Source organism: Roseateles sp. L2-2 (assembly GCF_050613215.1).
In the GTDB taxonomy this organism is placed as follows: domain Bacteria; phylum Pseudomonadota; class Gammaproteobacteria; order Burkholderiales; family Burkholderiaceae_C; genus Roseateles; species Roseateles noduli.
The window spans coordinates 5,948,302-5,969,093 of sequence record NZ_CP192509.1 but is presented as its reverse complement, the minus strand read 5'-3'; the positions used below and the strand labels follow the sequence as shown (position 1 = coordinate 5,969,093).

The 20,792-nt window shown below is 68.0% G+C and carries 21 protein-coding genes; 6 read left to right on the top strand and 15 right to left on the bottom strand.

The window, feature by feature from the left end; genetic code table 11:
* Positions 1-3 precede the first annotated feature (3 nt).
* The 4 genes from ACQZ13_RS26625 to ACQZ13_RS26610 all read right to left on the bottom strand — a co-directional run bounded on the left by ACQZ13_RS26625 (position 4) and on the right by ACQZ13_RS26610 (position 2,958).
* Complete coding sequence (locus ACQZ13_RS26625) at positions 4-351, bottom strand: HigA family addiction module antitoxin (RefSeq protein WP_431048853.1); 348 nt, start codon at positions 349-351, stop codon at positions 4-6.
* A 12-nt stretch (positions 352-363) separates the two neighbouring features.
* The gene (locus tag ACQZ13_RS26620; protein ID WP_431048851.1) at positions 364-684 is read right to left on the bottom strand and encodes a type II toxin-antitoxin system RelE/ParE family toxin; all 321 of its coding nucleotides are present in this window, start codon (positions 682-684) and stop codon (positions 364-366) included.
* On the bottom strand, positions 681-935 hold the full coding sequence (locus ACQZ13_RS26615; protein WP_431048850.1) for a hypothetical protein: 255 nt from the start codon (positions 933-935) through the stop codon (positions 681-683). Before ACQZ13_RS26615 ends, ACQZ13_RS26620 begins: the two co-directional genes overlap by 4 nt.
* 169 nt (positions 936-1,104) lie before the next feature.
* The gene (locus ACQZ13_RS26610) at positions 1,105-2,958 is read right to left on the bottom strand and encodes a methyl-accepting chemotaxis protein (protein ID WP_431048849.1); all 1,854 of its coding nucleotides are present in this window, start codon (positions 2,956-2,958) and stop codon (positions 1,105-1,107) included.
* 181 nt (positions 2,959-3,139) lie between these two features.
* Here ACQZ13_RS26610 and ACQZ13_RS26605 point away from each other — a divergent pair, with 181 nt between their 5' ends.
* Positions 3,140-3,922: a type III pantothenate kinase gene (locus tag ACQZ13_RS26605; RefSeq protein WP_431048848.1), complete on the top strand. Its 783-nt coding sequence runs from the start codon at positions 3,140-3,142 to the stop codon at positions 3,920-3,922.
* Positions 3,923-3,997: 75 nt separating this feature from the next.
* Here the strand turns inward: ACQZ13_RS26605 and ACQZ13_RS26600 are convergent, their stop codons facing one another.
* The 5 genes from ACQZ13_RS26600 to ACQZ13_RS26580 form a co-directional block, all read right to left on the bottom strand.
* Complete coding sequence (locus ACQZ13_RS26600; RefSeq protein WP_431048847.1) at positions 3,998-4,393, bottom strand: tautomerase family protein; 396 nt, start codon at positions 4,391-4,393, stop codon at positions 3,998-4,000.
* Between the two features lie 177 nt (positions 4,394-4,570).
* Positions 4,571-4,990 (bottom strand): YybH family protein, encoded by a 420-nt coding sequence (locus ACQZ13_RS26595; RefSeq protein ID WP_431048846.1) that lies wholly within the window; start codon positions 4,988-4,990, stop codon positions 4,571-4,573.
* A gap of 81 nt (positions 4,991-5,071) precedes the next feature.
* Positions 5,072-5,320, bottom strand: coding sequence for a hypothetical protein (locus ACQZ13_RS26590; protein WP_431048845.1), 249 nt, complete (start codon positions 5,318-5,320; stop codon positions 5,072-5,074).
* Positions 5,321-5,398: 78 nt separating this feature from the next.
* On the bottom strand, positions 5,399-6,238 hold the full coding sequence (locus tag ACQZ13_RS26585) for an oxidoreductase (RefSeq protein WP_431048844.1): 840 nt from the start codon (positions 6,236-6,238) through the stop codon (positions 5,399-5,401).
* A 63-nt stretch (positions 6,239-6,301) separates the two neighbouring features.
* Positions 6,302-6,871, bottom strand: coding sequence for a nuclear transport factor 2 family protein (locus ACQZ13_RS26580; protein ID WP_431048843.1), 570 nt, complete (start codon positions 6,869-6,871; stop codon positions 6,302-6,304).
* A gap of 153 nt (positions 6,872-7,024) precedes the next feature.
* Here ACQZ13_RS26580 and ACQZ13_RS26575 point away from each other — a divergent pair, with 153 nt between their 5' ends.
* Entirely contained in the window at positions 7,025-8,023 is a 999-nt protein-coding gene (locus ACQZ13_RS26575; protein WP_431048842.1) for a LysR family transcriptional regulator, read from the top strand.
* A 30-nt stretch (positions 8,024-8,053) separates the two neighbouring features.
* Here ACQZ13_RS26575 and ACQZ13_RS26570 read toward each other — a convergent pair whose 3' ends face one another.
* The 6 genes from ACQZ13_RS26570 to ACQZ13_RS26545 form a co-directional block, all read right to left on the bottom strand.
* Positions 8,054-8,878 (bottom strand): nucleotidyltransferase domain-containing protein, encoded by an 825-nt coding sequence (locus tag ACQZ13_RS26570; RefSeq protein ID WP_431048841.1) that lies wholly within the window; start codon positions 8,876-8,878, stop codon positions 8,054-8,056.
* Positions 8,879-8,900: 22 nt separating this feature from the next.
* The gene (hslU, locus tag ACQZ13_RS26565) at positions 8,901-10,238 is read right to left on the bottom strand and encodes an ATP-dependent protease ATPase subunit HslU (protein ID WP_431048840.1); all 1,338 of its coding nucleotides are present in this window, start codon (positions 10,236-10,238) and stop codon (positions 8,901-8,903) included.
* Positions 10,239-10,422: 184 nt separating this feature from the next.
* The gene (hslV, locus tag ACQZ13_RS26560; protein ID WP_431053405.1) at positions 10,423-10,959 is read right to left on the bottom strand and encodes an ATP-dependent protease subunit HslV; all 537 of its coding nucleotides are present in this window, start codon (positions 10,957-10,959) and stop codon (positions 10,423-10,425) included.
* Positions 10,960-11,243: 284 nt separating this feature from the next.
* On the bottom strand, positions 11,244-13,007 hold the full coding sequence (locus ACQZ13_RS26555; protein ID WP_431048839.1) for a hypothetical protein: 1,764 nt from the start codon (positions 13,005-13,007) through the stop codon (positions 11,244-11,246).
* Between the two features lie 89 nt (positions 13,008-13,096).
* The gene (gene dksA, locus ACQZ13_RS26550) at positions 13,097-13,732 is read right to left on the bottom strand and encodes an RNA polymerase-binding protein DksA (RefSeq protein WP_431048838.1); all 636 of its coding nucleotides are present in this window, start codon (positions 13,730-13,732) and stop codon (positions 13,097-13,099) included.
* Positions 13,733-13,882: 150 nt separating this feature from the next.
* Positions 13,883-14,995, bottom strand: coding sequence for a CobW family GTP-binding protein (locus tag ACQZ13_RS26545; protein WP_431048837.1), 1,113 nt, complete (start codon positions 14,993-14,995; stop codon positions 13,883-13,885).
* Between the two features lie 123 nt (positions 14,996-15,118).
* On the opposite strand from ACQZ13_RS26545, the gene ACQZ13_RS26540 reads away from it, so the two are divergent.
* The 4 genes from ACQZ13_RS26540 to glyS all read left to right on the top strand — a co-directional run bounded on the left by ACQZ13_RS26540 (position 15,119) and on the right by glyS (position 20,760).
* The gene (locus ACQZ13_RS26540) at positions 15,119-16,003 is read left to right on the top strand and encodes an HlyC/CorC family transporter (RefSeq protein ID WP_431048835.1); all 885 of its coding nucleotides are present in this window, start codon (positions 15,119-15,121) and stop codon (positions 16,001-16,003) included.
* On the top strand, positions 16,003-17,505 hold the full coding sequence (gene lnt, locus ACQZ13_RS26535) for an apolipoprotein N-acyltransferase (protein ID WP_431048834.1): 1,503 nt from the start codon (positions 16,003-16,005) through the stop codon (positions 17,503-17,505). The genes ACQZ13_RS26540 and lnt overlap by 1 nt, the downstream gene beginning before the upstream one ends.
* Before the next feature lie 126 nt (positions 17,506-17,631).
* Positions 17,632-18,597 (top strand): glycine--tRNA ligase subunit alpha, encoded by a 966-nt coding sequence (gene glyQ / locus ACQZ13_RS26530; RefSeq protein ID WP_088404700.1) that lies wholly within the window; start codon positions 17,632-17,634, stop codon positions 18,595-18,597.
* 21 nt (positions 18,598-18,618) lie between these two features.
* On the top strand, positions 18,619-20,760 hold the full coding sequence (gene glyS, locus ACQZ13_RS26525; protein ID WP_431048833.1) for a glycine--tRNA ligase subunit beta: 2,142 nt from the start codon (positions 18,619-18,621) through the stop codon (positions 20,758-20,760).
* Positions 20,761-20,792 lie beyond the last annotated feature (32 nt).

Here is a 20,792-nt window from a genome sequence, read left to right as displayed (position 1 = left end):
CGCTCAGGCGGCCAGCGCGTCGATTTCCTCTACCAATTGATCACCGTGCGCCTGCAGGATGACCTCGATGTCGTACTGCGCCTGGAGGTTGAGCCAGAACCGCGGATCCACGCCGAAAGCGAGTCCGAGTCGGACCGCGGTGTCGGCCGAGATCGAGCGTTCGCCTGCACAGATTTCATCGATGCGACGCTGCCGCACGCCGAGCGCCTTGGCGACGCGATAGCGGGTGAGGCCAAGCGGTTCAATGAACTCGGACGAAAGAAGGATTCCTGGATGGACCGGGTCGAGCCGGCGCCCGGTCGCAATGTCGTTGTAGTCGATGCGATCCAGCCGGCTGCGTGGAATGTTCATGAAATCGCTCCTTCAATGCTCGCGAAAGCGGCGAGGGATATCGCGTCGTTCGTGGATGACCCGCACCACATGCACTGCATTCTGGCGGTCGAGATAGAAGACCAAGTGGGGGAACTTCGTCAGCCGCCACGTGCGCATGTCGGTGACCTGCAAGAGAGGGCGATATCGCGGAGAACCAGTTCCCGGCGCGCGCGAAATGTGTCGAAGGGCGCGCGTCACCTCCGAATGAAGTGCTTCGACAGGAAGCGTCCCCCCTTCGTCCTGGTAGTACCGGCGGATCTCATCGAGATCGCGGGCCGCTCGGGGGAGAAGAAACAGGCGCTTTCCGATCATTGCCCGGACTCCCACTTCTTGGCTTCCTCGTCGAGGATCTTGCCGAGATCGAGGTAGCCGGACATATCGAGTTCCACTGGCTTTCCGGAGCGGATGCCTTCCAGAATCATGTCGCGCATGTACTTGCGATCGCGCTCCTTGTCGATGAGGTCGAGCAGGTATTCCGTCGTCGACTCGAACCCTTCGCGTTGCGACTCCTCCTGAACGAACTGCTCCTGTTCGGCGGAGAGAGTCAGGGTGCGGGTGTGCATGAAGGGAACCGAGTTGAGGGGAAGGGAAGAGAGCGTACGCGGGTGATACTGACCGTGAGACATCGGGGGCTCTTGGAGTGACGAAGGCGGTCAGCCTACGCTCGGGCAGGACGTCCAAAATCCATTCCCAAAGCAAAACGACCTCTATTCAAGAGGTCGTTGCGCTAGATCAAAAAGTTTCCCAATCGCCGTCGGGTGCCGCTGTTGCGCTGGGGCCCGATGGGGTTGGCGCCGCCGGTTTTGGTGTATGTGTCACGGCAGACGCTTTCGGCGCCGGCGCCTTGGCGACAGGTCTTGCCACCGGCTTGGTCGTGGTCGCCTTGGTGGTGGTCTTCGAAACCAGCGGCTTGGCCATCGGGGTCTTCGCCGCGACCGGCGTTGCCGCAGGGCGAGGCGCCGCAGCCGGCTTCGCGACCGGCGCGGACGCACGTGCGATCGGCGCGGGTGCCGCGACGACGTTCATCGCATCACCCGGCTTCGGCTTGGGATCGCTGACCTTGAAGTGCCCCACCAGCGCGGTGAGCTTGCGCGCCTGCTCACTGAGCGACTCGGCGGCCGCCGCGGATTCCTCGACCAGCGCGGCGTTCTGCTGCGTCATCTGGTCCAACTGCGCCACCGACCCGTTGACCGTGCCGATGCCCTGGCTCTGCTCCACCGTGCTCGCGCTGATCTCGCCGATGATGTCCGACACGCGCTGCACGCTGGCGACGATCTCGTTCATCGTCGCGCCGGCGTCGCGCACCTGCTGCGAGCCGACTTCCACCTTGGTCACGCTGTCGCCGATCAGCGCCTTGATCTCGCGCGCCGCGCCGGCGCTGCGCTGCGCCAGCGCCCGCACCTCGGACGCCACCACCGCGAAGCCCTTGCCGTGCTCGCCCGCACGCGCCGCCTCGACCGCGGCGTTCAGCGCCAGGATGTTGGTCTGGAACGCGATCCCGTCGATGGTCCCGATGATGTCGTTGATCTTCTTGGCCGACGCATCGATCTGCGCCATCGTGCCCACCACGTCGCCCACCGCCGCGCCGCCGCGCCCGGCCACCTCGGCCGCGCTGCCGGCCAGCTGGTTGGCGGTGCGCGCGCTCTCCGCGCTCTGCTGCACGGTGCCGGTCAGCTGCGACAGCGACGAGGCCGCCTGCTGCAGGTTGGACGCCGTCTGCTCGGTGCGCTGGCTCAGGTCCTGGTTGCCGCTGGCGATCTCCTGGCTCGCGGTCTGCATGCCGTCGGCGGTCGCGCGCACCTCGCGGATGACCTTGCGCAGCGCACTCTTCATCGCCGCCAGCGCGCGTTGCACGTCGCCGATCTCGTCCTCGCGGTACTCGCGCTCGACGTGGAACAGGTCGCCCTCGCCGATGCGCTCGGCTTCTGCCATCAGCGACTTCAGCGGCGCGGAGATGGTCCGCACGAAATAGGCCGTGGCCAGCGCCAGCAGGCCGACGATCACCGTCATCAGCGCCGCCACGCCCCACACGGTGCGCATGCGCTCGGCGCCGGCGGCCTCGCGCAGCGCCGCGGAGCGCTTCTGCTGCAGCACGACGAAGTCCTGCTGCGCGGCCAGGTACTGCTCGATCGCGGGCACGACCTTCTGCTTGAGCGCCTGGTGCGAGCCGTCGTTGTCGCCGCCGGCCTTGAGCTTGTTGGCCTCGTTGCGCACGGCGATGTAGGCCTGGCGCCGCTCGGCGATCTTCGCCATCGCGGCCTTGTCCTCGTCGCCTTCGGCCAGGCCTTCGAGCTGCTTCTGGATGTCGTTGATCGATTCGCTGGTGCGGGCGATGTCGCCCTTCATCGAGTCCGCGACGGCGTTGTCGTTCGCCGCGAGGCCGGCCTGCACGCGACTCGCGTTGGCCTCGGTCAGGCCGCGCCAGCGCAGCGCGAGCTCGAAGCGCTGCTGCTGCTTCTCCTGTGTCACCTGGGCGACTTCCAGCAGGGCGCGCGTCCGGGAGGCGGCTCCCAGCGACATGACCACCGTCACGACGGACATGACGGCGACGGGGATCCACAGTCGCGTGGCGATGGAGAACTTCATCGGTCCTGAGCCTTGTTGTTGTGTCGACGGCGTCGCCCCGGGGTGGTGCGACCGGCCTCGATTCAATCCTAAATCGGCCGTCCGGTGCACCGGCTTGAGGACAAACACTGCTAACCTGCCGCCCTGTCCCTCACGGCACTGACATTTCCCAAGTACTCCACACTTGCTGGCATCTCCTCCCATGAGCTTCCTGGCCATCGACATCGGCAACACCCGCCTCAAGTGGGCGCTTTATGCCGGCCCCCAACCGGGCAGCCCGATGCTGGCGCACGGTGCGCAGTTCCTGGAGAACATCGAGACGCTGGCCGAGGGCGACTGGGCCAAGCTGCCCGCGGCGCCGGGCAGCATGCTCGGCAGCAACGTCGCCGGCGACGCGATGCGGCATCGCGTCGAGGAGCAGATGGAGGAGATCTGGGACATCGAGCCGCGCTGGGTCGCCTCGTCGGCGCAGGCGGGCGGCGTGACCAACGGGTACGACCATCCGGGTCGGCTGGGCGCGGACCGCTTCGTCGCGCTCATCGGCGCGCGGCATCACGTGCTGGCGCGCGGGCGCGGGCAGGCGCCCAAGCCGGCGCTGGTGGTGATGGTGGGCACGGCGGTCACGGTCGATGCGCTCGATGCGGACGGACGTTTCCTCGGCGGGTTGATCCTGCCGGGTCACGGGATCATGCTGCGCTCGCTGGAAGGCGGCACCGCCGGTCTGCGCGTGCCGACCGGCGAGGTGCGCGAGTTTCCGACCAACACCTCGGACGCGCTCACCAGCGGCGGCAACTACGCGATCACCGGCGCGATCGAGCGCATGCACCGCCACATCCTCAAGCGCTGCGGCCAGGCACCGGTCACGCTGATGACCGGCGGCGCGGGCTGGAAGGTCTCGCCCGCGCTGGACATCCCGCACGAGCTGATCGACTCGCTGATCTTCGACGGGCTGCTGGCGCTGCAGGCGCATCGGCTGGCGCTCTGAGCGCGCCTATTCTGCCGATTGCGCCGATTTCGTCGATCGGGCCGAACGGGCCGGACGGCCCGGACACCGCGGCGGTCACACGTCGACCTTGAACCCCAGGTCGATCTCCGACGCCGGCACGCCGCCGCGCAGGCCCCAGTTCTCGCGCGCGACTTCGTTGAGCGTGATCGTGACGTGGTCGGCGGGAATGTCGAGCGCACCGAGGCGTTCGACGATGCCGCGATAGAGGCGGCGCTTCGCCTCGATGGTCCGTCCGGCGAAGCCGGTCACCGTGACCAGCGTGTAGCACTCGGGCCGGGACAGACGCGGCGGGTAGATGAACCGGTGCGGCTCGTACGCAATGAGGCGCACGCAGCGGTCTTCCGCCGGGATCTTGAAGCCCTCGACCAGCGCCGCCTGCACGGCTTCGATCAACTGGACTTCCTGTTCCTGCGAATAGGCGCGACGGACTTCGATGAGGGTGCTCGGCATGGGCGTGGCGGTGGAGGGCGACGGGGCCCCCAGCTTATCGCGACCCATGCGGAGGGAGACGTGGAAGTGCGGCATGACGGGATCGGTGTCCACTCGTTGAGGAGACGCCAGTCTCGTCAGGCCCTTCGAGGGCAGCATGAGCCCGCGGTGAGGTCGGTGTGAAGTGGCCGCCGACGATCAGCGGCCCACGACCTGCTTGCTGTGGAAGTCGACCGGCACCGAGGTGTGTTGATGCACGACGCGCCAGGTGCCGCCGTCGTTGCGCAGGAGCACCGTGAGGCGGTTCTCGGTCGCGCGCAGCGGCTGGCCGTCGGCGTCGAGTGCCGCGAATTCCAGCGTCGCCGAACCGCCGGCCACCTGCGTGTCGTGCCAGGCCTTGACGTCCTTGGCCGTGACGTGGACGCGGACATCCTGGATGCCCTCGAACCAGGCGGCGATCATCCCGCCCCAGTCGGCGCGGCCGGCGTATTCCCAGCGGTTCCAGCTGTCGAAGACCTGGACGTCGTCGGCGTACAGGTCCAGGAAACGTCGCAGATCGCGGTCGAAGACGGCGGCGGCGTAGTCGCGGAGGAAGGTCTGAACGGGATCGTCGGTCATCGCGTGCTCCTGGCATTCATCGAGGGTAGATGACGGACGACGAACGAGGGCAGCGGATTTCGACAGGCCCGCGCGTCCGGGTCACAGCGCCTGCTGCTGATGCCGCGCCCACTCCCGCTTCCACGACACGACGTTGTACAGCAGCACGGAGGCCGACGTCGCCCAGAACATGCCGAGCCAGATGCCGAATACCTTCAGCGTGAAGGCCATGTCCCCGTCGCAGCGGCCGGCGGCGTTGCAGGGCGAGGGGACGTAGACGTCGATGAGCAGGGCGGTGGAGACGTTCCACACCAGCAGCCCGATGAGCACGGAAGCGAGAAAGCGGTTCATGGCGGGACGGGTCCTTTCCTGAGGTGAAGGACCCAGTCTCGCCATGCGGGTGGAGCTCAGGATGAGCCCTGTGTGAACTCAGAGTGAAGTCGGGAAGTCCGTCGACATCGCGAGCTCGCGCCACCGGGCGAGTTCACCGGCGACGAACGCGTTCTTCTGCTCGATCGCCGCGACCGTGTCGGAGCCGAACGGCATGCGAAGCGGCGGAACCTCCGCGTCGACGACCTGCAGCAGCGCCTTCGCCAGACGCGCCGGATCGCCCGGCTGCTGGTGGTTGAGCTCCGCGGCGATGCGCCGCACCGTGCCGACCGGCGTGTCGGCGTAGTCGGGGATGGTCGTCGGGAGGGTCGTCAGCGAGCCGCCGTCGAGGAAGTCGGTGCGGAAGTAGCCGGGCTCGACGATGGTCACGTGGATGCCCAGCGGCCTGACTTCTTCGGCGAGCGCCTCGCTGATGCCTTCGACCGCGAACTTGGTGGAGGCGTACACGCCGAAGCCTGCCGCGCTGCGGTAGCCGCCGATCGACGAGATGTTGATCACATGACCCGCACGCTGCTTGCGCAGCTGCGGCAGCACGGCGCGCGTGACCGCCAGCAGGCCGAAGACGTTGGTGCGGTAGACCGACTCGACGGCCGCGGCGCTTGTCTCCTCGATCGCGCCGAGCACGCCGAAGCCCGCGTTGTTGACGACCACGTCGATGCGGCCGAAGCGCTTGACCGCCTGCTCGACGGCGGCGCGGGCCTGCGCTTCGTCGGTGACGTCGAGGTTGGCCGCGAGCAGCCGGGGATGGTCGCCGAACGTATCGACGATGGCGCGGGCGTTGCGCGCCGTGGCGACGACGTTGTCGCCGCGCTCCAGCGCTTCCTTGACGAACAGCGTGCCGAAGCCGCGCGAGGCGCCGGTGATGAACCAGGTCTTCATGGGGAACTCCTTGTGGGGAATGAGGGGGAGGGCAGTGGGAGGGCCGAGGGAGGCTGGGGGAACTCAGTTCGCCGCGACCGGGTTCTGCCGCCAGAACTCGTCGAAGGCGATGCTGTCGAAGAAGGCCGTGACGCGGACGACCTTGGCGTCGCGCATCGTCAGCATCCAGACATAGCTGTTCGCGTAGGGCTTGCCGGCGTTGGTCGTGCCGGCGGCGGAGAAATGCGCGACGACGGTGTCGCCGTCCGCATAGACCGCGTGGATGGTGCGCGGCCGGAAACGGTCCTGCGATTGCGCGAAGCGCGCGCCGAACGGACCGAGCACGTTGCGGTTGAGTTCGTCGCGACTGCGCGTGGTGCCGGCGACCAGCGAGTTGCCGGTGATGGTCCATTCGATGTCGTCGGCGAGCATGGGCTGCAGCGCGCCGTAGTCGCCGCCCATCCAGCGGCGCAGCATGCTGTCGACGGCGGCCTTGTTGGCGGCGGTTTCGGCGCTGGCGCCGCTTCCGGCGTTCGAGGCCTGCGCCTTGGCCTGGGCGGCGGCGGTCGCGGCGCGGGCCGCGGGAATCGCCATCGCGAGCGACGCGATCACGGCGCCCGTCATCACGGCGGAAACAAGTCGGGTGCTGGACATGGTGCGGTTCCTTTGCTGGTCGTGTCACCGCGCCTGGTCGATGTGCGGCGCGGTGTGGAGCGAACTCTAGGAACCGGCGATTGATGCGTCTATGCTCAGGAATTGAAACGAGCTAGTGGGGAATATTCATGAATGAGTGCGCGGGGCCCTTCAATGACTGAGCGTCCCAGCCTGGCGGAGCTGACCGCCTTCCTGGCGATCGTGCGGCACCAGTCCTTCCGCGCGGCGGCGGACGAACTGGGGATGTCGCCGTCCAGCCTGAGCCATCTGGTGCGGGGGCTGGAGGAGCGGCTGGGCGTCCGGCTCTTCAACCGCACGACGCGCAGCGTGGCGCCGACCGACGCCGGTCAGCAGCTCGCGCGCGATGTCGGACCGATCCTGGCGGAGCTGGACAACGCGCTCGGCGACCTGGGCTCGCTGAGCGGGCGCACGTCGGGGCGGCTGAGGATCAACGTCTCGGAGATCGCGGCGGGCGAGTTGATGCAGGACATCGTGCCCGCATTCGTCGAACGCCATCCGGACGTGCAACTGGACCTGGTCACCGAGGGCAAGCTCGTCGACATCGTCGCCGAGGGCTTCGACGCGGGCGTGCGGCTCGGCGAGGCGCTGCCGCAGGACATGGTGGCCGTGCCCTTCGGCGGCGACGTGCGCTTCATCGTGGTGGCGTCGCCGGACTACCTCGCGCGGCACGGCACGCCGCGCACGCCGGATGCGCTCGCCGATCACCGCTGCATCCGCTTCCGGTTGCCCAGCGGCAAGATGTACCGCTGGGAGTTCGAGCGCCAGCGGCAATCGCTGAAGGTCGACGTGCCGGGGTCGCTGACGCTCGATCACATCGGGCTGATGGTCGACGCCGCGGCGAAGGGCATGGGCCTCGCCTATGTCTGGTCCACGAAGGCCGAGGCGGAGATCGCCTCGGGGCGCCTGGTCACCGTGCTCGACGACTGGACGCCGCCGATTCCCGGCCATCACCTCTACTACCCGAGCAGCCGCCTGATGCCCGCGGCGCTGCGCGCCTTCATCGAGGTGATCCGGGAGGTGGAGGCGCAGCGCGCGCCGGCGAAGGCGCGGGTGACGGCGACGTCGGCGTTGGGGAAGGTGAAATCCAAACCGCAGCCCAAGGCCAAGCTGCGGCTCAAGCCGGCGTCATGACCCCGACCGGCACGGCGCCTGGCCGGCTGCTCAAGCCTTTTCCCAGCACTCTCGCAGCACGTCGCGGAACAGCTCGGACAGCAAGGGCTCGACTTCCGGGCGATCGTTGATCGGCAGCTCCAAGGCTTCGATCCTGTCCAGCTCGCGCTCGATGAAACGCTGGATGGGCACGACTTGTGCGGACAGGCCGAACTCCGGCGTGTTCCTCTTGAGTTCGACGAGATCGTGGATGGCCGCGAGCACCTCCGGGGCGTCATCGATCGTCTGCAGCAGGCGGTGGAACTCGATGGGGGCGGGTTGCCTTTCGCGTTCGAGCCACCGGACCGCGAGCAGCGGGCGCAGCACGTAGAAGTACTTCTTGAGCTTGACCTCGTCAGCCTGCAGATGCGACCGGAAAGTCGTCTTGGCCATGCTGCGGTAGTGATGGATCCCGCGCACGATCGAATACACGACAGGCAACAGCTCCCGCGCCCGGGCATGGAAACTGGTGCTGCTCTCGTAGACGATCGGCGACTGGATCCATTCGACGAAGCCGGGATTGGAACTCCGGAAGAGACGCAGCGCCTTGCGCAGGTCCCAGCCGTTGATGTCCATGTCGTCGACGATCGGGTACTCGATGACGTCGCGCTGTTCTTCCAGGCCGATCGAGAGGTACCACTCGGTCCGGTTCGCGTAGATGAAGCGCGCGTCGAAGTCGCTGTCGGGCGACGCGAAGCCCCAGGCGCGGCTGCCGGATTCGACGGCGAGCAGCACGCGCACCCGGTGCTCGGATTCGGCGGTCCGGAGTCGCGCGTGGATCTCCGCGCGGGCGGGCTCGGGGATGACGGAGATGTCGGTGGAGGGAAGGGCGCTCATGGCGCCATTCTGACCCCTTGGCTCAAAGAATGAATCTGCTCAGATCCTCATCCTGCGCCAGCGCGCCCAGCTTCTCGTCGACCTGCGCGCCGTTGATCGTCACCGTCTTGCCGGCGTGCTTGTGCGCGTCGAAGCTGATGTCGTCCAGCAGCCGCTCCAGCACCGTCGCCAGCCGGCGTGCGCCGATGTTCTCGGTGCGCTCATTGACCTCGTAGGCGATCTGCGCCAGACGGCGGATGCCGTCGGCGCTGAGCTCCAGCGTCAGGCCTTCCGTCGCCAGCAAGGCCTGGTACTGCTTCACCAGGCTCGCATGGGTGCTCGACAGGATGGCCTCGAAGTCGCCCACCGACAGCGACTTCAGCTCCACCCGGATCGGGAAGCGGCCCTGCAGCTCGGGGATCAGGTCGCTGGGCTTGCTCAGGTGGAACGCGCCCGAGGCGATGAACAGGATGTGATCCGTCTTCACCATCCCGTACTTCGTGTTCACCGTCGTGCCTTCGACCAGCGGCAGCAGGTCGCGCTGCACGCCCTGGCGCGACACGTCCGCGCCGCCGCTGTGCTCGCTGCGCGTCGCGACCTTGTCGATCTCGTCGATGAAGACGATGCCGTTGTCCTGCGCCAGCGCCAGCGCCGCCGTCTTGATCTCGTCCTCGTTGACCAGCTTGCCGGCCTCTTCCTCGACCAGCAGCTTGCGCGCCTCCGCGATCTTGACCTTGCGCGTGGTCTTCTTCTCCTGCCCCATCTGCGAGAACAGGCCCTTGAGCTGCTCGGCCATCTCCTCCATACCCTGCGGCCCGAGGATCTCCATCGAGGGCTTGGCCTCGGTCAGCGCGATCTCGATCTCCTTGTCGTCCATCGTGCCCTCGCGCAGGCGCTTGCGCATGACCTGGCGCGCGGTGTTGTCCGCGCCGCCGGTCTCCGTCGCCGCCGGCGCGAAACCGGTCGAGGACCGCGGCGGCGGCACCAGAACGTCCAGGATGCGCTCCTCGGCCGCGTCCTCGGCCCGCGCGCGCTGGAAGCGCATCTGGCGCTCACGCTCCTGCTTGACGGCGATGTCGACCAGGTCGCGCACGATGCTGTCCACGTCCTTGCCGACGTAGCCGACCTCGGTGAACTTCGTCGCCTCGACCTTGATGAAGGGCGCATCGGCCAGCTTGGCCAGGCGGCGCGCGATCTCGGTCTTGCCGACGCCCGTCGGACCGATCATGAGGATGTTCTTCGGCGTGATCTCGCCGCGCAACTTCTCGTCGACCTGCTGGCGCCGCCAGCGGTTGCGCAACGCGATCGCGACGGCGCGTTTGGCATCGGCCTGGCCGACGATGTGCCGGTCGAGTTCGGAGACGATTTCCTGCGGGGTCATGCTGCTGCTCATTGGAGCCCCTCGTTCGATGGGTACATCGACCGATCCCCCGAGGGGATGGCCACTTGCTTGGGACGGCCCGGCGCTGCGTGGCTGAATGGGAGCCCCTCGTTCGATGGGTACATCGACCGATCCCCCGAGGGGATGGCCACTTGCTTGGGACGGCCCGGCGCTGCGTGGCTGTTCATTCGAGGACCTCGATCGTGTGGTTGCCGTTGGTGTAGATGCAGATCTCGCCGGCGATGACCAGCGACTGCTTGACGATGTCCACCGCGCTCAGCTCGCTGTGGTTCAGCAGCGCCTTGGCCGCCGCCTGCGCGTAGGCGCCGCCGCTGCCGATGGCGACGATGCCCTGCTCGGGCTCCAGCACGTCGCCGTTGCCGGTGATGATCAGCGACGAGGTGCGATCGGCCACCGCCAGCATCGCCTCCAGCCGCCGCAGCACGCGGTCGGTGCGCCAGTCGCGCGTCAGGTCGACGGCGGCGCGCACGAGGTTGCCCTCGTACTTCTCCAGCTTGGCCTCGAAGCGCTCGAACAGCGTGAACGCGTCCGCCGTCGCGCCGGCGAAGCCCGCCAGCACCTGGTTCTTGTGGAGCTTGCGCACCTTGCGCGCCGTCGACTTGACGACGATGGTGCCCAGCGTCACCTGGCCGTCGCCGCCGATCGCGACCTGGTTGCCGCGGCGCACGCTGACGATGGTGGTGCCGTGGTACGGCGGCAGCGGGGAGGAGTGGTCTTGAGACATGAGGATTCCGACCTGTGAGGCGACGTCGACAAAGGCTGGACGTCGGGTGTCATGACAGTCTCACGTGGGTTCCCTGGCGGGAATCACAAGGTGAGGGGACGGTGAGGAAAAGCCTGCGGCGTCGCGTGTGCGAATGCCGGTTGCGGATGTCGATGTGGATGTCGATGTTGGGGTCGATGATCGGACATCTGAAAGCGCAACGGGGCCAGAGGCCCCGTTGCTGCGTCGGTTGAACGTGCAGGTCGATGCTGCCGACGGCGTCAGACGTGCCGGACCTTGACCCGGGCGTGTTCGTTGATGCCCATCGCGCCGAAGAACAGCGCCACCAGCCGGTGCGCATCGGTGAACAGCACCGAGCGGTTCTCGCTGCGGCGCGCCAGCACCCAGTTCAGCAGGTCGCCCGCGGCCATGAAGTCCAGGCGGATCAGCTTGGGGCAGGCGATGGTCACCAGCGAGGCGCCGCCCAGCTGCTCGGTCATCAACGCCAGCGTCTCGCTGATGTCGCCGCTGAGCTGGCCGGACAGTTCCATCAGGGCCGCCGTGTTGACCGCGTCGGTCATCGTCGATTCCAGGAACGCGATGCCGGTGTCCATCGCCGCCGGCTGGATGGACGACGGGGAGCTGGTCGACAGCGCATTGCCGCTGATGCGGACGTGGCACAGCGCCTTCTCCCAGCTGGGCGGGGAGACCTCGTAGGTCACGCAGTAGTCGATCGCGACCTCGTCGAACTGGTCCGGGCGGTTGGCCAGGCGCAGCGCTTCCAGGCGCAGCATCCAGAGGATGGGGTCCGCGTCGCGGCTGCCCACCGGCGCCTGCTCGCGCAGCACCTGGAAGAAGTGGTCACCCGACAGCCAGCGCAGGTCCAGCGACTGCTGCGCCCAGGCGCGGAACAGGTCGCGCAGCTTGGCGCAGGCCTCGATGTCGATCTGGCGCAGCGGCGCCCAGTCGATCACCCACGGCATCGGCAGGTTCTCGCAGCGCGTGCGCATCTGCGTCACGGCCTCGACGTCCAGGTACTCCGGCGTCGTCCAGGACACGCTGCTCGCGCGGCCGCGCGGGGCGCGTTCCGCCTGCACGGCTTCCGCCACCAGCTTAGGCAGCGAGAACCATTGCGGCGACGACAGCCCGAACTGCTGCGCGTAGTCGTTGGCCAGATGTTCGAACTTGCCCTGCTGGCCGGTCGCCCGGTACAGGTCGAACAGCACCAGCCAGGTCTCGGCGTGCTGGTGACGCGCGCCGCCCTGGCGGGTCAGGTCGATCAGGCTGCGTTCGCAGTGCTCGTAGTCGGCGTTGGCGAAGGCGATGACCGCCTCGTCCAGCTCGGCGTCGTGGACGACCTCGCTGACTTCGACCTGCGGATCCGCGACGCGGAAGCTCAGCGTCGGGATCTCCTTCTTCAGCTCGGGGATCGGCGCCGGCGCGCCGGCCGGTGTCGGCGGCGCCATGCCGCCGCCCATCGAGGCCGCGGCGGGCGCGGGCGACAGGTCCAGCCGTTCGATCTCCGCCGGCGGGGCGTAGTCGGAGACCCGCGCGCCGACCTGGCCGATCTGGTCCGCCGGCTGCGTCGCCGCGAAGTTGACCGGGCGGGTGCTGGTCTCGAAGAACCCGGGCGGATGCTGGCTCTGGACCTGCGTCGGGACGAAGCCCTCGCCGACCATCTGCTGCTCGATCTGGTCGATCTTGGCCTTCACCGTGCCGTCGTCGCGCCGCACGCCCTGGATCTCGCTGATGCGGCCCAGTTCGTCGATGCCCGAGGTCGCGTGGCCGCCCAGGGCGGCCAGCTGCTCGGGGGTCAGGCCTTCACGGCGGATCTTGCGCAGCATGTCGAGCTCGCGCTTGCGCACGAAGTCGTTGCGGCGCTTGCGCTCCACCATCGCCCGCAGCTCGGCCTTGGCGGCGTCGGCCTCGGGGTCGTCCTGGCGCGAGTTGATCTCCGCCCAGTCGGTCGTCGGATTGGCGACGAAACGCGCCACCTTGCGGAAGAAGCTCTCGCCTTCTTTGGTGCCGTCTTTGGGGTCGGACATGCTCACGCGGACCTTGCTTATCGCAGTAGTGGCAGTGGTGCTGGCGGTGGTACTGGCGGTACTTCCCGATTCTGGGGGATGCGGGCGACTCAGTCGCCGAACATCTTCTGCTTGAGCTCGCGGCGCTGTTGCGCTTCGAGCGACAGCGTCGCCGTCGGGCGGGCGATCAGCCGGCCCAGGCCGATCGGCTCGCCGGTCTCGTCGCAGTAGCCGTACTCGCCGCTGTCCAGGCGCTGCAGCGACTGCATGATCTTCTTCAGCAGCTTGCGCTCGCGGTCGCGGGTGCGCAGCTCCAGGGCGTGTTCTTCCTCGATCGTGGCGCGGTCGGCCGGATCGGGGACGATGGAGGTGTCTTCGCGCAGGTGCTCGGTGGTTTCACCGGCGTTCGACAGGATGTCTTCCTTCAGCTGCGTCAGCTTGGCGCGGAAGAAGTCGACCTGCTTGTCGTTCATGTATTCGGTGTCGGGCATCGCGAGCACTTCGGCATCGGACAGTTCGGCACCGGCCTTGGTTTTCCAGGCAGAGGAGAGTTTGGGATCGGCTTTCACGGCAGGTCGGCTGTTCTGGTTCGTTGATGTCGGGGTCGAGGGCCGGACGGGGCTGTCCAGCAGTGAGACCGTGCTGTCGGGCGCGTCCGCGTCGGCGGACTTGCCTTCCGCGGCGGCCTTCGACGCCTTGGCTGGCGTCTTGGTCGCTGCGGTCTTGGAGGCCGGGGTCTTGCTCACGTTCACTCTCCTAGCGGCTCTTTATACCTGCTCGACATGAGAAGCCGGGGCTTCCCGCCGGTGGCGCAGGGGCCTGGTTCGGGCGCGGCGGATTGTAGCCACCTCCGCCGCCGCGCCAGCGATGGCTGTGAACCATCATTCAGTGTGGCACTAAGCCAGACAGCCTTCCAGCCCCTGCATGAGGATGTCCTTCGGCAAATCGATACCGATGAACACCATCTTGCTGACCTTCTTTTCATCCGGCAGCCACTTGGGACCGAGATCCGAACCCATCAGCTGGTGCACGCCCTGGAAGATGACCTTCTTGTCGGTGCCGTTCATGTTCAGCACGCCCTTGTAGCGCAGCATCTTCGGACCGTACACCTGCACGATCGCGCCCAGGAAGTCCTCCAGCTTGGCCGGATTGAACGGCCGCTCCGAGCGGAAGACGAAGGACTTGACGTCGTCGTCGTGGTGATGGTGGTGCGGGTGGTTGCAGGCTTCGCCCGGGGCGTGGTCGTGGCCTTCATGGCCGTGATCGTGCCCGTGCGCATGGTCGTGGTCGTGGTCGTCCACGGACAGGAACTCCGGATCGATCTCCAGCTTGGCGTTCAGGTTGAAGCCGCGCAGGTCGAAGACGTCCTTGATCGGCACCTCGCCGAAGTGCACCTTGGACAGCGGCGCGCGCGGGTTCATGTGCTTGAGGCGGTGCGACAGCGCCTCCACCGACGCGGCGTCGACCAGGTCGGTCTTGCTCAGGAAGATCTGGTCGGCGAAGCCCACCTGGCGGCGCGCTTCCTGGCGCGTGTCGAGCTGGTCGTTGGCGTGCTTGACGTCGACCAGCGTCAGGATCGAGTCCAGCAGGAAGGTCTCCGCGATCTCGTCGTCCATGAAGAAGGTCTGCGCGACCGGGCCGGGATCGGCCAGGCCGGTGGTCTCGATGACGACGCGCTCGAAGTCCAGCTCGCCCTTGCGCCGTTTCGCGGCCAGATCGGCCAGCGTGGTGCGCAGATCCTCGCGGATGGTGCAGCAGACGCAGCCGTTGCTCAGCTGGATGATCTGCTCCTGGGTCTCGCTGACGAGGATGTCGTTGTCGATGTTCTCCTCGCCGAACTCGTTCTCGATCACGGCGATCTTCTGGCCGTGCGCCTCGGTCAGCACGCGCTTGAGCAGCGTGGTCTTGCCCGAGCCCAGGAAGCCCGTGAGGATGGTGGCGGGGATCAGGCCCGTGGCGGGACTGGCGACGGAAGCTTGCGCGGCGGCGGTATCAGGGACGGACGACATGGTGAAGACCAATCTGTAAGGGAAGCCTGGGCCCGCTAACTGAGGGCGGATGACTGTGTTTCAAGCGAATGTCAATGTCAATCGGTTATTCTGGCGCCTCATCAACGACCGGCACACACCCCAGTGTCTGAACCCCAGCCTAGTCGGCCCGCCAAACATGGCGGGCGTGGCAACGACCAGCGCGGTCTCATCGACCGCGTGCTCGAATTCCTGCACCCCGGCCCCGACTCGACCAGCGAGCTGATCGAGAACTTCGCCGAAGCGGAGGAGCGCGATCTGATCGCGCCCGAATCGCGCCAGATGCTCGAGGGCGTCCTGCGGATGGCCGAACTCAGCGCCGGCGACGTGATGGTCGCCGCGCCGCGGATGGACCTGCTGGACATCCAGTGGACCCCGGACGACCTGCTGGCCAACGTCATCGACACCGGCCACTCGCGCTTCCCGGTGTACGACGGCCAGCGCGACAACATCATCGGCATCCTGCTGGCCAAGGACCTGCTCAAGCTCCAGCGCGCGCCGGAACTGAACCTGCGCGCCCTCCTGCGCCCGGCAGTTTTCGTGCCCGAGAGCAAGGGCCTGAACGAGCTGCTGCGCGATTTCCGTTCCAACCGCAACCACCTGGCCATCGTCATCGACGAATTCGGCAACACGGCGGGGCTGATCACCATCGAGGACGTGCTCGAGGAGATCGTGGGCGAGATCGAGGACGAATTCGACGTCGGCGACGGCGACGCCGGGATCTACACGCTGGCCGACGGCAGCTACCGCGTCGCCGGCGATGCGCATGTGGCCGCGGTCAACGAGTCCTTCGGGCTGTCGTTGTCGGTGGCGGAGTTCGACACCATCGGCGGCCTGGTCGCGCATGAGCACGGCCGCGTGCCGCGCCGCGGCGAGACGGTCGAGGTGGCCGGCCTGCGCTTCTCGGTGATGATCAACCGCGGCGGCGCCGTGCGCTGGTTCAAGGTGACCCGCGCGCCGGCCTCCGAAGCCGACGACCACAGCGGCTGATGCGACCAGGGGTTTCCTGGCGGGGCCGTCCCGCCCTGGCGCTGGCACTGGCGTTCTTGGCGGGCGTTCTGCAGACGGCCTCGTTCTCGCCCAGTCCGGCCTGGTGGCTGCAGCCGCTCGCGCTCGCCTGGCTGATCCGGGCCTGCGACGGGCAGCGGCCGCGTCGCGCCGCGCTGACCGGCGCGCTGTTCGGCGTGGGCTGGCTGGCCTCCGGGCTGTGGTGGCTCTACATCAGCATGCACGACTTCGGGCACCTGCCCGCGGCCGTGTCCGCACTCGCGGTGCTGGCCCTGGCGCTGTTCCTCTCGATCTACTACGCCGCCGGCATGGGACTGGCCGCGCGCTGGTCGGCCGGCGCCGCGCCGTGGCGACGGGCGCTGGCCTTCGCCGCGCTGTGGCTGGGGGCGGAGCTCGCCCGCGCCACCATCCTCACCGGCTTCCCGTGGATCGCCAGCGGCTACGCGCATGCGCAGGGCCCGCTGGCCGCGTTCGCCCCCTACATCGGCGTCTACGGCATCACCGCGCTGGCCGCGCTCGTGGCGGCGGCGCTGGCGCTGCGGCGCTGGGCGCTGCTGGGGACGCTCGTCGCGGGCATCGTCGCGGGGCAGTTCCTGCCGCAGGACTTCACCCGGTCCACCGGCACGCTGACCGTGTCGCTGGTGCAGCCCAACATCCCGCAGGACCAGAAGTTCGATCGCGAGCGCTTCGACCAGAACCTGGACCAGCTGATCGCGCTGATCCGGACGGCGCGGGGTCAGGTCGTGATCACGCCCGAGTCGGTGCTGCCGGTGCCGCTGGCCTTCCTCGACGACGAACACGTCGAGCGCCTGCGCCACGACGCCGAGACCCGGCCGCTGCTGCTCGGCACCTTCCTGGGCAACACGACGGACGGCTTCGTCAACTCGCTGGTGGGCATCGGTTTCGCGCAGCGCTACGACTACGGCAAGCGTCACCTGCTGCCCTTCGGCGAGTTCATCCCGCCGGGCTTCCACTGGTTCGTCAAGGCGATGAACATTCCCCTGGACGACCAGGCCAGCGGCCAGCACGAGCGCGCGCTGCCCTTCGCGGGCCAGCGACTGCGGCCGCTGATCTGCTACGAGGATCTGTTCGGCGAGGATGTCGTCGCCAGTGCGCTCGACGGCGGCGATCCCGCCGCGACGGTGTTCGTCAACGTCAGCAACCTGGCGTGGTTCGGACCGCGCATGGTGCAGGACCAGCATTTGCAGTTCTCGCAGATGCGGGCGCTGGAGTTCCAGCGGCCGATCGTGCGCGCCACCAACACCGGCGCCACGGCGCACGTGGACCACCGCGGCCGCGTGCTGGAGCGGCTGCCGCCGGAACAGGCCGGCGTGCTGGAAGTGAGCGTCGACGGACGCAGCGGTGTCACGCCGTACGCGCGCTGGTTGTCGACGCTCGGCCTGTGGCCGTTGTGGGCGCTGGCCGCGCTCGGCGTGCTGCCGGTGCTGGTCCGCCGACGTCAGGGCGCTTCGCGCTTCGCGTGAAACGTTGCCCTCGAAGCGCTTCGCCTGACCGGGCGTGCCCTCGCGACGCGACGCCTGTGCGCGCCTCGGGGCGCACATAGAATCGGTCGGTTTTCCCCAACGCGCCGCCGACGGCCCGACGTCCCTATGCTGACTTTCCAGCAACTGATCCTCCGCCTGCAGGAGTACTGGTCCCAGCAGGGCTGCGCCCTGCTGCAGCCCTACGACATGGAAGTCGGCGCGGGCACCAGTCACACCGCGACCTTCCTGCGCGCACTCGGTCCCGAGCCCTGGAAGGCCGCCTACGTCCAGCCCAGCCGCCGCCCCAAGGACGGCCGCTACGGCGAGAACCCGAACCGCCTGCAGCACTATTACCAGTTCCAGGTCGTGCTCAAGCCCGCGCCGGCCAACATCCTGGAGCTCTACCTGGGCTCGCTGGAGGCGCTCGGCTTCGACCTGAAGAAGAACGACGTCCGCTTCGTCGAGGACGACTGGGAGAACCCCACCCTCGGCTGCTGGGGCCTGGGCTGGGAGGTCTGGCTCAACGGCATGGAGGTGACGCAGTTCACCTACTTCCAGCAGGTCGGCGGCATCGACTGCAAGCCCATCACGGGCGAGATCACCTACGGCCTCGAGCGCCTGGCGATGTACCTGCAGGGCAAGGAGTCCGTGTACGACCTGGTCTACACCGACGGCCTGACCTATGGCGACGTGTTCCACCAGAACGAGGTCGAGCAGTCGACCTACAACTTCGAGCACAGCGACGTCGACTTCCTGCTGAACGCCTTCGGCGCGTACGAGCGCAAGTCCAAGGACCTGATGGACGCGCACCTGGCGCTGCCCGCCTACGAGCAATTGCTCAAGGCCGGCCACACCTTCAACCTGCTGGACGCGCGCGGCGCGATCAGCGTGACCGAGCGCGCCGCCTACATCGGCCGCATCCGCAACCTCGCGCGCGCCGTGGCGCAGAGCTATCTGGACAGCCGCGCGCGGCTGGGCTTCCCGATGGCGCCCAAGGACTGGGCGGACGAGGTGATCGCGCAGATCGAGAAGAAGAGCGCCGAGGCGGCCGCCAAGGCTGACAAGGCTTCTGAAAAGAAGACCGCCGCCTGAGACGACGAGGAACACCCCAGCATGACCACGAAGAACCTGCTCGTCGAACTGTTTGTCGAGGAACTGCCGCCCAAGGCGCTGAAGAAGCTGGGCGAGGCGTTCTCGTCCGTGTTGGCCGACTCGCTGAAGGCGCAGGGCCTGGCCGAGGCCGGCGCCGCGGTGACCGCGTTCGCCACGCCGCGCCGCCTGGCCGTGCACCTGACCGGCGTCGGCGCCAAGGCCGCGGACCGCGCCGTGCAGCAGAAGCTGATGCCGGTCGCCGTCGCGCTGGACGCGTCGGGCAACGCGACGCCCGCGTTGCTGAAGAAGCTGGCCTCGGTCGGCGCGGACGCCTCGGTCGTTCCCAGCCTGAAGCGCGCGCCGGACGGCAAGGCCGAGGCGCTGTTCCTGGACACCGTCGTCGCCGGCGTCACGCTGAAGGACGGCCTGCAGAAGGCGCTGGACGAAGCGCTGGCCAAGCTGCCGATCCCCAAGGTCATGACCTATCAGCTGGCCGACGGCTGGAGCGACGTCAAGTTCGTCCGCCCGGCCCACGGCCTGATCGCGCTGCATGGCGATGAGCTGATCGACGTCGCCGCACTGGGTCTGACGTCCGGCCGCACGACGCGCGGTCACCGCTTCGAGACGACCGTCGCCTCGATCGAGATCAAGAGCGCCGACACCTACGAGCAGCAGCTGCGCGAGGAAGGCCGCGTGATCGCGTCCTTCGAGCAGCGCCGCAACGAGATCGTGCGCCAGCTGCAGGCGCAGGCCGAGCCGCTGGGCCTGACGCCGATCGACGCGCCCGAGCTGCTGGACGAAGTGACCGCGCTGGTCGAGCTGCCCAACGTGCTCTCGTGCCAGTTCGAGCCTGAATTCCTGGCCGTGCCGCAGGAGTGCCTCATCCTCACGATGAAGGCCAACCAGAAGTACTTCCCGCTGCTGGACGGCCACGGCAAGCTGACCCACCGTTTCCTGGTCGTCAGCAACGTGCATCCGGACGACGCCTCCAAGGTCGTCGAAGGCAATGAGCGCGTCGTGCGCCCGCGCCTGGCCGATGCGAAGTTCTTCTTCGACCAGGACCGCAAGAAGACGCTGGCCTCGCGCGTCGAGGGCCTGGGCAAGGTCGTGTACCACGGCAAGCTCGGCAGCCAGGGTGACCGCGCCGAGCGCGTCCGCGCGATCGCGCACACCATCGTCAACCAGCTGCGCATGGCCCAGCACCCGTACACGGCGGAGGCCAAGGACGAGTTCGACATGCTCGACAGCAAGGTCAAGGAAGCCGCGCTGCTGGCCAAGACCGACCTGCTGACCGACATGGTCGGCGAGTTCCCCGAGCTGCAGGGCATCATGGGCGGCTACTACGCGCGCCATGAAGGCCTGCGCGACGGCGTCGCCAAGGCCATCGAGGACCACTACAAGCCGCGCTTCGCCGGCGATGCGCTGCCGCGCAACCACACCGGCACCGTCGTCGCGCTGGCCGACAAGCTGGAGACGCTGGTGGGCCTGTTCGGCATCGGCCAGTTGCCCACCGGCGACAAGGACCCGTTCGCGCTGCGCCGCCATGCGCTGGGCGTGATCCGCATCCTGGTCGAGAACCACATGCACCTGTCGCTGCCCGAGTTGATCGAGGGCGCGCTGCCCGCGTTCGGCGAGCTGATCCAGGATCCGAGCGAGCCGCTGCTGGGCTTCTTCGCCGACCGCCTGGCGGTCAGCCTGCGCGACCAGGGCTACAGCGCCCAGGAAGTCGATGCCGTGCTGGCACTGAACCCGGCGCGGCTGGGCGACGTGCCCAAGCGCCTGGGCGCGGTGCGCGCCTTCGCGGCGCTGCCGGAATCGGCCTCGCTGGCCGCGGCCAACAAGCGCGTGGGCAACATCCTCAAGAAGGTCGAGGGCGAGCTCCCGACCGAGGTGAAGCCCGCACTGCTGACCGAAGCCGCCGAGAAGGCCCTGGCCGACGCGCTGGCCGGCGTGAAGCCGCAGGCCGACGCGCTGTTCGAGCAGCACGACTACGCCGGTTCGCTGAAGGCGCTGGCCGCGCTGAAGGCGCCGGTCGACGCTTTCTTCGACGACGTGATGGTCAACGCCGAGGACCCCGCGCTGCGCGCCAATCGCCAGGCGCTGCTCAAACAGCTGCACGAGGCGATGAACCGCGTCGCCGACCTGTCGCGCCTGGCCGTCTGACCCGCCCTCGTCCAAGCGCAGTCCACTGGAGA